The 10,739-nt window shown below is 66.0% G+C and carries 9 protein-coding genes and 2 tRNA genes; 7 read left to right on the top strand and 4 right to left on the bottom strand.

Annotated elements, in window-relative coordinates; genetic code table 11:
* Window positions 1-175: 175 nt before the first annotated feature.
* A complete protein-coding gene (locus HPT28_RS22290) occupies window positions 176-2,596 on the bottom strand; it encodes a hypothetical protein (protein WP_219092978.1) in 2,421 nt (806 codons plus the stop codon).
* A 661-nt stretch (window positions 2,597-3,257) separates the two neighbouring features.
* A complete protein-coding gene (locus HPT28_RS22295; protein ID WP_219092979.1) occupies window positions 3,258-3,662 on the bottom strand; it encodes a GntR family transcriptional regulator in 405 nt (134 codons plus the stop codon).
* A 166-nt stretch (window positions 3,663-3,828) separates the two neighbouring features.
* Between HPT28_RS22295 and HPT28_RS22300 the strand changes: the two genes are divergently transcribed.
* From HPT28_RS22300 to xerC, 6 genes are all read left to right on the top strand, one after another.
* Window positions 3,829-4,167: a hypothetical protein gene (locus tag HPT28_RS22300; RefSeq protein ID WP_219092980.1), complete on the top strand. Its 339-nt coding sequence runs from the start codon at window positions 3,829-3,831 to the stop codon at window positions 4,165-4,167.
* A gap of 155 nt (window positions 4,168-4,322) precedes the next feature.
* On the top strand, window positions 4,323-5,711 hold the full coding sequence (locus HPT28_RS22305; RefSeq protein WP_219092981.1) for an FtsK/SpoIIIE domain-containing protein: 1,389 nt from the start codon (window positions 4,323-4,325) through the stop codon (window positions 5,709-5,711).
* Between the two features lie 51 nt (window positions 5,712-5,762).
* Entirely contained in the window at window positions 5,763-6,458 is a 696-nt protein-coding gene (locus HPT28_RS22310; RefSeq protein ID WP_219092982.1) for a DUF2637 domain-containing protein, read from the top strand.
* Window positions 6,459-6,599: 141 nt separating this feature from the next.
* Complete coding sequence (locus HPT28_RS22315; protein ID WP_219092983.1) at window positions 6,600-8,054, top strand: replication initiator; 1,455 nt, start codon at window positions 6,600-6,602, stop codon at window positions 8,052-8,054.
* The gene (locus HPT28_RS22320; RefSeq protein WP_219092984.1) at window positions 8,051-8,233 is read left to right on the top strand and encodes a helix-turn-helix domain-containing protein; all 183 of its coding nucleotides are present in this window, start codon (window positions 8,051-8,053) and stop codon (window positions 8,231-8,233) included. The genes HPT28_RS22315 and HPT28_RS22320 overlap by 4 nt, the downstream gene beginning before the upstream one ends.
* A gap of 1 nt (window position 8,234) precedes the next feature.
* Window positions 8,235-9,518, top strand: coding sequence for a tyrosine recombinase XerC (xerC, locus tag HPT28_RS22325; protein ID WP_219092985.1), 1,284 nt, complete (start codon window positions 8,235-8,237; stop codon window positions 9,516-9,518).
* A 91-nt stretch (window positions 9,519-9,609) separates the two neighbouring features.
* On the opposite strand, the gene HPT28_RS22330 is transcribed toward xerC, so the two are convergent.
* Both HPT28_RS22330 and HPT28_RS22335 read right to left on the bottom strand, forming a co-directional pair.
* Window positions 9,610-9,682 (bottom strand) — tRNA-Arg (locus HPT28_RS22330).
* 190 nt (window positions 9,683-9,872) lie between these two features.
* Window positions 9,873-9,964: transfer RNA gene (locus HPT28_RS22335), tRNA-Ser, on the bottom strand.
* Between the two features lie 326 nt (window positions 9,965-10,290).
* On the opposite strand from HPT28_RS22335, the gene HPT28_RS22340 reads away from it, so the two are divergent.
* Window positions 10,291-10,626 (top strand): SSI family serine proteinase inhibitor, encoded by a 336-nt coding sequence (locus HPT28_RS22340; RefSeq protein WP_308119444.1) that lies wholly within the window; start codon window positions 10,291-10,293, stop codon window positions 10,624-10,626.
* The last annotated feature ends 113 nt before the right edge of the window (window positions 10,627-10,739 follow it).

Below are 10,739 nucleotides of genomic sequence, written 5' to 3' on the forward strand. Positions count from 1 at the left end.
CCAGTAAGGAAACTCTGAACAGCTCGGCCGCTGCTGCTCATGGTCGCCGAACGGCAGCCTGGGCTACGCGCAACTCATCGGCGATTCGTCCTGCGCGACTGTGTCAGCTGATCCGGGGACAAAGTCCTCATATTGCCGGAATACCCAGATCGGGGAGACGGCATCCTAGCTGGGATTAGCTACGCCGTTTCCTGCCCTTACGACTCCCTCGAAGTCGTTTGGTTCTTCTGCGCGCGGATGGAGGGACAACACGCGCCATCCGCTCGACTGGAATGAGGCCCATGGACATACCGAGCTGATCCAGTTCGTCATCATCGACAGGAAGAGTATTCGCGTAGCGGACTGCGATAATGTTTTCCTCTTCATCAATCAGGACACCAAGAGCTCTATCCGAACGGAGTTGGTGCTTCTTCGCAATCATGTATGTGGCCAGATGTGCACTGGCATCTCGCATACTCATGCCCTTGGGTCTGGTCCCGAGGAACAGGGAGGGGAACCCCCACGCTCCCGCATAGCAATGCAGCATGGTATGTGGCTTATGGTCCTGCCGTGTCTGTTTAACGATCTCTCGTAGGCCGTGCGCCAGTCTCTGCTGAGCATCGGATGCCAGATTGAGGAGGTCCGCTGAGAACCTGAACCAACCTGGCTTTTTCCCGTCATTCAAGAAGTCCACGATCTCAAGAACTTCCGGATTGGAGGCAAATGAGGGCTTATCTACCGCTTCAAGACTCGAACCCTCTTGATAATAGACCCAGGCATCAAGCGGATCTGTGTGAGTGTCTACACGGGTCGGAATCGAATTCTCTCTGTACCTCTTTCGCTCTGCGGCAGTCGGCTCCCCTGAAGTCGGGTGCTCATTGAACACCTGGTCGGGGTCCGGCTGTACGTAGAGTCCGCCTTTCAGGAACAGCATAAACATATCGAGCTCATCTACTGCACAGTAGAGAACGGAAACATCTGACTCGGTCCGCCTCCTGAGATAGAGCAGGAACTCCGCTGGGCGGTCGATCACTTCGGCGAGGACCGCTAGGTCATGCAGGGACACGACCCAGGGGAACCGGTGATCTGTTATTACACCGGCTCTGACAAGTTCGTCGAGCGCTGTCCCTAGAGGACCTACATCATCAAGGCAAACGGCGATCGATCGGATTTCTCGGACATGATCTAGGTCCAACCAAGTCTGGTCCTCTAGCCAGAGCCCACCATTACTCTCAATGAGTGCTTCAAGTCGAAGTGCTTGAGTGGTGGCCTCGCCAACTGTTGCCTTGAGGTCACTAGCGAGTCGCTGCACATGCCCCTGCCTTGCACGAGTTGACACGCTCCGCCCTTTGACTTCAACACAGACCGCTACGTCTTCGACAAGGAATAGCGCATCAGCTTCAGCCTGGTCAGCGACGGAAGTTATCGCTGTCGCAGACCGGGACAGAGCCGATACGTCGACTCCCTTTCTAGGGCGGAAGTACTTAAGCCCAGCATGCGCTACAGGGGTGCCAAGGAGTTTCTCAAGGTAGGAAGTCGCTAGTCCTTCACTCACACGCATACGGTGACTGTCATACCGCTTCTTGCCCTTTGTCTTATTGATCAAATCTTCCATGGCTTGCCGGAAACAGTCTGTCCCGATTGGGACATTGAGCGTTATATAGTTCTTCTCGTCATCAACTAGAAGCGCTATGCGGTCAAACGGATTTTGACCATCGAGAAACGCTTCCACAAGCTCAACCGGATCGAGTGATCCATCGAAATTCTTGCTGAACGTCCGCAGCACTGCTTCTAGTCGATCCTCGTCCACGTCAGCACGCTCAGCGATTTCCGCTACAGTGAAGGAGGCACGGTTTCCCGGATGGATGATCAAGTCGTACGTTGCCGCCCTACCGCGCTCCACCTGTTCACGGCTTTGCGCATAGCGTTCATTTTCCTCCCAGTCCGCGACAATTTCATGAAGTACCTCTCGCGCCCCGTCAAATTTACCCAGATACACCTCACGGATAGCTTCACGTGTGGCAATGAAATCCTCGTAGGTAAATCCTGCCGCATTCAGGAGGAGGTCACCAATACCCTTGGATCCAAACAGTGCAGCGTTAAAATGATCGTGAAGGTGGGCGTATTGCTTGAACTTCACGTTTAGTTCATGCGACTTATATTGCGCAGCCAGCATAGTGAGCGGCCCGTACTTGCTGGCCTCACCATCCGCCAGAGCCGAGAAGGCACCGACTCGCAAGATCTTGGCGCATTTTTTATGGACGTTCTCGATCGCCTCATGAGGCTCTCTGATGCCCACTCGTTCAACTTGGGGGGCACGCGACCCTCGCGCCAGGAGAGTAAGAGCCACGAGATCAATAGCGGCTGGAAGTCCATCGGATTGACTCTCGTCATAACCAGTTAGCGTCAAGGGCATTTCGCGGAGTCGCATGAGCTCTAGAACATCAAACGCATCAGCGCCAGCAAATTGACGGGAGATCTCTTGAACGTTCTCCCGAACGATTTCCGATCGACGTCCTGCATAGTCCGCGAAACTTTCACCTGGATTCAGCTCAGCCAACATGCTGCTCATGCGGCGCGCAAGAGAACTGAGGCCGGATGTCCCGTCGGTGATCACTTGGCGGTTGCTGTGCTCGCTAGGACTGGGCACCGAACGCTTCCTCTCTGCGCTGCCTGTCGGCCGGTCGTTTCGCTACTCCTTCATCTTCTCAGCAACAGCGCAGCGACCGCCCTGTTCCTAAACTGATTGGCTACTCATGAGGCTCGTGAAACTCATGGAACGGGAGATGTGATGCTCCTGGCGGGTGACTGGGGTCAAGGGTCGCCTCACCAAGTCGGAGCAGGGGCTCCAGGCCCAGGTCCTGGGGGGGCTCGCCACGGCCGCTCAAGCTACGGCAAGGAAGGTATTCGCACTCCAGCGTTGCACTTTCCAGCGGAGTGCTCCGCGAGCGAGGGGCCTCTTGACTGCTGTGCAGACCTCTGAGCAGGGGCCCTTCCCCGGGCGCGTCACGGGACTACCGATGATGGGCTGGGGGGCGGGCTTTATAGCACAGGATCCGAGGACGGCCTAACCGGCGTTTCTCTGGATCCTTGTTGCACCTGCCCGGACGAACGACGGGCCGGGACAGGTCACTGTGCGAGGAAGGCGAGCGGGGAACGCATGAGCGAGCAGGAGATGGACGCGATGAGGGCCGCGTTGGCGATGTGCGCGGAGCTGACGTTGACGGTCAAGCGGCTCCGGGAGGAGGTTCGGGTTCTCGGTGCTGACGTGGCGGAACTCAGGGACGCTGGGACTTCAGCTCGTCCACCTCGCCCCTGAGCTGCTGCACCTCGGCGTTCATGGTGCGGATCTGCTCGCTCAGGGCTTGCAGGGCTTCGAGGACGGCGGCGGCCTGGATCGGCTCCGTGGCGGCCGCCTCCTCGGCCACCCCGGCATCCTGCTGGCTCTTGTCAGCAACGAAGCTTCCGCGGCCCTGGACCGTGTAGATCAGCCCTTCGTCCCGTAGGACGCGCAGGGCGCTTCGGGCGGTCATGTTCGCCACGCCGAATCGCTCTTGCAGCTCTCGGTGCGAGGGAAGTTGCTGGCCGGGCTTGAGTCGGCCGGTCTGGATCTCGCGGCGGATGGCGTCGGCGGCCTGCTGGTACGGCGGTCTCGGGTCGTGCTTCTGGGGCGGCGGCGTCATACATCAAGGGTAGCCCGGGATAGCCCAGCTAACACGGGCGTCACCGCAGAACAGCCTAGCTAGGTGGCACATCCTTGGATGAGCTACTTGACTTAGCTAGCCTGGCTAGGTACAACTATGACTCGCGTCGCACAGGGCGGCGCTCAACGGAAGGACATGGCTCCTCATGGCTAAGACCCGTATTCGCGTGGGCGTGCTGCCCACGACCCGCTTCATGCTCGGCGCGCTCCCGCAGCCGAAGCTCAAGGACGTTGCGGCTGGTGAGATCGCCACCGACCGTGAGACGGGCGAGCTGCTGTACACGGCGCAGGTCCTGCTCATGGAGGACGACCGGGCCGAACTCCTGAAGGTCACGATTCCCAAGAGCGGGCTTCCGGCCAACGTCGAGGCTGGTCGGCCCGTGAAGCTCCCGGATCTGTTCGCCGTGCCGTGGGCGAACATCTTCAACGGCTCGCTGTCGGAGGGCGTGGCCTACCGGGCCTCGGCGCTGGAACTCGTGGAGTAGTCCGCGGCTCGGGCGGGGAGGGCGGCTCGGGCGCTTCCTGCGCTACCGCCCTCCCGCCGGTCCCCCTTCCCCCTTCACTCCGAGGCCGTGGCTCTCTGGCCCGGCCGGTAGATCAACTCTCCTTGAAAGGACCTGTGTTGTCCCCTGAAGAAGTCATGGCTTACGCCCCGATAGCGGTCGGAGCAGTCCTCGGCCTGCTGGTGCTGCGGGGGCTGGTGTGGATCGTGCGCTATGTGGCGGCGGACGGGCCCATGCGGCAGAGCATCCGCCAGGCCGGACGGATCCGGCGGCGGTGGAAGCGGTTCGCGCAGATGGCCGGGCTGTCGGCCACCGACCGGATGCCTACCGCGCTGGCCTCGCTGGCGACCACCGACGCAAGCAAGCAGCCCAAGCCCCGGGTCCTGGTGCCGACGCTGAAGGTCAAGCCCGACCGGTACGGCGTGATCGCGCGGGCAAGGTGCCTGCCGAAGGTGGGGCTGGAGGAGTTCCAGCGAGCGGCGCCGTACATCGCGGACGCCTGGGGCTGCACGCGGGTCTCCGTGCTGCCGGACGGCCCCGGCTATGTCCGCATCCGTGCGGTGCGGACCGATCCGCTGCTGACGCCCACCGAGCACGTCCCGACAGGGGAGGCTCTGGAGGAGCTGGCCGTGTGGTCACTGGGGCTCGATGAGTACGCCCAGCCGGTCGCCGTGTCGCTGAGCGATGTGCCCGGGGTGACGGTGGCCGGTCTGCCCGGCTACGGGAAGACCTCGCTGATCAACCGGTTCATCTGCGATATGGCGCCTTCGCCCGCAGTGCAGTTCGCGGTGGCGGACGGCAAGGTCTCGACCACCGACGCGGGCGACTACGCGGATCTCACCGACCGGCTGTTCGCGTTCGTCGGTGACGACCTGGAAGAGGCCAACGCCCTGTTCAAGCGCCTGGTGGCCCTGCGCGAGGATCGCTCGACGTGTCTGAAGAACGTCCTGGGCGTCAAGAACGTCTGGCACTCCGGCCTCAGCGCCTCGTGGCCGCTCACGGTGCTCGTCATCGATGAGGCGCACACCTACTTCCGCGATCACAAGGGCTCCGACCGCGAGACCAAGCGCCTGGCGGCGCTCGCGGCCGAGAACGCCCGGCTGGTGGAGGACCTGGTGAAGAAGGGCCGTTCGGTGGGGATCCTCGTCGTCCTGGCCACGCAGAAGAGCACCGGGGACGCGATTCCCACGTTCATCCGGGACGTGTGCCCGGTCGGGCTGTCCTTCGCGCAGAAGACCGCCGACGCCGCCGTGGCCGCGCTCGGTGACGACATCCGGAACTGGCCGGACGCCAACCCGGTTCACCTGCAGGAGCCCTCCTACGTCGGGGTGGCCGTGATGAAGCAGGAGGGCCGCCCCGGGTTCCTCCGGATCCGCACCCCCTACGTGCCCGACGCCGACGCCGCCCGTGTGGCCACCAACTCCACGCACCTCACTCGCGACCCCGCCGACCTCCTCATCCACGTCGCGGGACAGGCCACCATGCGCGACTTCCTGACCAAGCGGGACACCGGCACCGCCGCATAGCGCGCGCCGTCGCTCCCGACGCCACGAAGCACGAGAGGAGGTGAAACCCCTATGTCGGAAGACCGCATCGCCCGCCGTACGGTGACCGTGGTCATGGCCGTGATCGCCACCCTGGCGTTCGTGTTCTCCTTCGGCAACGTCTGGGCCCTGGCCCTCCGCCTCGGCGTCCCTGGCCCGATCGCGCCGCTGATCGCCCCCATGGTGGACCTGTCCGTTGTCGGGCTCCTGGTCGCTCTGCGCTATCTGTCCATGCGCGGTGTCCCTGCCGCGCAGATGAAGGCGGCCACCCGGCTGATGCACCTCTCCGGCCTGCTGACCCTCGGCCTGAACATCGCGGAACCCGTGATCGCCGGGCACTACGGACGCGCCGCCATCGACGCCGTGGCTCCCCTGCTGCTCCTCGGGTGGGGCGCCGTCGGCCCCGGCCTCCTGCGGCACTTCCACACTGTGGCCTACCCGCCGTCGGCCGGCCGTCCGGCTCCGGATCCGGCTCCGACCGAAGAAGCGCCACCGGTCCCTGAGCCAGCGCCCACCGCACCGGCTCCGGCCGCTGGTCCGAGAACTCCGCCGGAACCGGCCGCCCCGGCCTCCGTGCCGGTGCCTGAGCCTCTGATGAACGAGGCCCGCGCCATCGCGGACGCTCACCGGGCCGAGCATGGCGAACCCATCACCCCCGCCCAGCTCAAGGCACGGCTCGGCGTCCCGCTCCCCCTGGCCAGGGCCGCGCACGCCGCCCTCTCGGCCTGACCCCTCCGCCAGCCTCCCCGGCAACCCCTTCTCCGCCTCGCCCGCGCCCCGGGCGTGGTCAGCCCTGCCCTGGCCAGCAGTCCTCCCTGCGGTGGTCCTGCTGGCCAGGGCCCCACCCACCCTGATTGGAGGTCGCTCCGAGTGAAGCGCCCCCTCGACCTGCGCCACGTCACCAGCCTCGCCGCGCGTGACCTCATCGAGCTGGTGCACCTGGACCGCTTCGACCGCCTCAACGAGCAGATCCGGCAGGTCCGCGGCTGCACCCGCCCGGTCAACCTCGCGGGCCACACCGAGACCCGCGACGCCGCCACCGGCGCCGTGCTCCGCTCCTACTCCACCACCGACGAGCCGACCGGCCGCCTGCTCACCGCGTGCGGCAACCGCCGCGCCTCGCGCTGCCCCTCCTGCTCCCGCGTCTACGCCGCCGACACCTACCACCTGATCCACGCCGGACTCTGCGGCGGCAAAAGCGTTCCCTCGACCGTCAGCGCCCACCCCCGCGCCTTCGTCACCCTCACCGCCCCGTCCTTCGGCCCCGTCCACAACCGGCCCACCACCGCCACGGGCAAGGTCCTCGACTGCCGGTGCGGCGACCGGCACCCCACCGACGACCCCGCCCTTGGTACCCCACTGGACCCGGCGTCCTACGACTACGCCGGCGCCGTGCTGTGGAACGCCCACGCCGGAACCCTCTGGGCACGCTTCACCACCTACCTCCGCCGGGAACTCGCCGCCCATCTCGGCATGACGCAGAAGGCGCTCCACGCCGCCCTGCGCGTCTCCTTCGCCAAGGTCGCCGAGTACCAGAAGCGCGGCCTGGTCCACTTCCATGCCGTCGTCCGTCTCGACGGCCCCGAAGGGCACACCACCGAACCGCCCGGCTGGGCCACGACCGACGCTCTGGAATACGCGGTCCGCCAGGCGACCAAGCGGGCCCGGCTGACCGTGGCCGCCGACGCCATCGGAGAACGAGAGATCACCTGGGGCGACCGGATCGACGTCCGCGAGATCACCGGCCTGGGCGACGGCGAACTCACCGACCGGCGGGTCGCCGCCTACATCGCCAAGTACGCCACCAAGAGCGCCGAGGACTCCGGCACCGTGGACCGCTCGCTCGTCTGCCGCCCCTGCGGAGGACGCGGCTACACCCGGGGCCCGGACGGCTTCCGCGACCTGTGCGGCGACTGCGAGGGAACCGGGACCTCCGAACCCCTCACCGCGCTCCCCGTCCACCGGCACGTGCGGCAGATGATCCGCACCGCCTGGGACCTCGGCCACCTCCCCGAGTTCGCGGACCTCAAGCTCTGGAAGTGGGCGCACATGCTCGGCTTCCGGGGCCACTTCTCCACCAAGTCCCGCCGCTACTCCACCACGCTCGGCGCCCTCCGCGACCAGCGCCGCGCCTGGCAGCGCGACCGCCACGCCTCCCATGCCGGCCTCGGCCTCCCCGCCGAGACGGACTCGACGCTCGTCGTCTCCGCCTGGTCCTTCCTCGGCACTGGCTACAGCCCCGGCGAGGAGCTGCTGGCCGCCCAGGTACGCCACGAACGGGCCGTGGCCGAACAGTTCAAGCACGAGGGAGGCGACCAGGAATGACCGCCGCGCTCCTCAACGTGGACCAGGTGGCCGCCCGGCTCCAGGTCAGCCGGTGGACCGTCTACCAGCTCATCCGCTCGCGTGAGCTGGCCTCCTTCACCATCGGCCGCTGCCGCCGCGTCAGCGAGACCGCCCTGCACGACTTCATCACCCGACAGACCGAACGAGAGGTGGCCTGACATGGCCAAGAAGAACCCCAACGGCGAAGGCTCCATCTACCAGCGCAAGGACGGACGCTGGGAGGGGACGGCCTATGTCCTGGCGGCGGACGGCACGTACAAGCGCCGCAGCGTCTACGGCAAGACCTGGGAGGAGGCGCACGACAAGCTGACCAAGCTCAAGGCCGACTCGCAGAGCGGGGTGCCGGTGGCCACCAGCAAGATGACGGTGGCCGAGTACCTGACGTACTGGCTCACCCACGTGGCCAAGGTCAAGGTCCGCCGGGCCACCTACGTCAACTACGAGTCCCTGGTCCGCAACTACATCGCCCCCGGCATAGGGAAGAAGAAGCTCGCCCGGCTCACCGCCCGCGATATCCGCGCGTTCCTTATCGGGACAGCGGCCACCTGCCAGTGCTGCGCCCAGGGCAAGGACAAGAAGCGCCCCGAGTACAAGCGGCGGTGCTGCGCGGTCGGCAGGTGCTGCAAGAAGCGTCCTTCCGACCGGACCGTGCGCTTCCTCCTCGTCATCCTGCGGGCCGCGCTCCAGCACGCCGTCCGGGAGGACGAGCTGCCCCGCAACGTGGCCAAGAACGTGGAGCTGAGCATGGGCACCAAGCGGGAGATCGAACCGCTCACCGTCCAGGAAGGGCGGCTGCTGCTGGCGGCGGCCCGGGGAAACCGCCTGTGGGCGGCGTACGAGCTGGCGGTCCGTATCGGGCTGCGGCGCGGTGAGCTGCTGGGGCTGCGCTGGCGGGACGTGGACCTGGTGGACGGCGTGGTCACCGTGCGACAGGCCCTCCAGCGGGTCAGCGGGCAACTGCTGATCGTCCCGCCGAAAACCCAGCGCTCGGCCCGTCGCGTTGCCCTGCCCGCCGAGTGCGTCACCGCGCTGCGGGCCCAGCGCGCCCAGCAGCTCGCGGACAAGCGGGCGGCCGGTGAGAAGTGGAAGGGCGGCGCGCACGATCTGATCTTCACGACCAGGAACGGCACGCCCATCGAGCCGCGCAACCTCAACCGTTCTTTCGAGGTCCTGTGCGCCCGGGCCGGGGTCCGGAAGGTCCGCTTCCACGATCTCCGGCACACCTGCGCCTCGCTCCTCCACGAGCAGGGCGCCGACGCCCGCATGATCATGGAAGTGCTCGGGCACAGCTCCATCCGGGTCACCATGGACATCTACACCTTCGTGCGCCTGGACTCGCAGCGCTCGGCCTTCGACAAGGTGGGCGACGCGCTCAGCGGCGGCGCTGACGGCAACCTGGGTGACGACGATGACGGCCCGGTCGGCACCCCGGTGGCGGTCTGATCCGGCCCGGCGGGCGGTTGCCGTCAACGACCGCCGTCAAGACCCACGACGAAGCCCCCTTCCATTCCCGGAAGGGGGCTTTGACCTGCTGCGCGCTCGGCAGGATTCGAACCTGCAACCTTCTGATCCGTAGTCAGATGCTCTATCCGTTAAGCTACGAGCGCTTGGCTTCCCGGTTGTTTTCGGCCGGTCGGCGTTTGCGGGGACAACATTACATGACCTGCGGCGTCAGGCGAAATCCGCTTCCCGGAGGGTGCCTGAGCTGGGAAAACGTGGTTCCCGGGGGGGTGTCGGGCGGGCACGCGAAAGCCCCTGCCGACGAGGGCAGGGGCTTTGGTGATCTTGACGATCGAGCGGAGGCTGAGGGATTTGAACCCTCGATCAGGGGGTTACCCCGAAACCGCATTAGCAGTGCGGCGCCATAGACCAGACTAGGCGAAGCCTCCCCACACACCGCGACCAGCGGGTGTGCGCAGATGATGGCACAGCTTGGGCGGCTGCGGCCAATCGCCGTCAGCCTACCCGGCGTGTGGGGCAGTGGGCAAAGGGCCTGAGGGCCGGGGCGGGGGCCGGGCATCAGCCGTTCGGGTGAGTGTGGGCCGAGTTGCGGGACACGGGACGACGTGGAGCGTTAGGAGGGTGGGGCCGGGTTTCGCCCTTCGCTCAGGGAGTCGTGATGTTGCGCCGTACGGCCTTTGTTGTGGGTCTTGCCGCTGTGCTCGCCGGTACGGGTGGGGCTGCGGTGGCGTGTCCGCCGCCGTGGCCGGGGCTCGTGGAGGATCGGCTGACGATCACGTACCACGAGGGGACGACGAAGACGGCCGCGGTGGAGCGCTTCGTCCTGGAGTGCCACCCGTCGGGCGGTGATCACCCGCGGGCGGCGGAGGCGTGCGAGACGCTGGACCAGGCGACGCGGAGCCGGGCGGCGAATCCGTTCGCCCCGGTGGAGCGGGACGCGATCTGCACGTTCATCTACGGCGGCCCGCAGACGGCGCGGATCACGGGCACGTGGGACGGCCGCGAGATCGACGCCGAGTTCGACCGGACGAACGGCTGCGAGATCGCGCGATGGGACCGGCTGACGCCCGCATTGCCCGAGGTGCGCTGAGCCTTTTCGCCGCCTTTTGCTCGGACTTGCGCGATTGACGTTTGTGGGATGCCACAGCGTCTGCGGTGACCGTGGCGTGTGCAACCTCGGCCCGTAGACTCCCTGAGGTGACA

Source organism: Streptomyces sp. JJ38 (genome assembly GCF_019303475.1).
Lineage (GTDB): Bacteria > Actinomycetota > Actinomycetes > Streptomycetales > Streptomycetaceae > Streptomyces.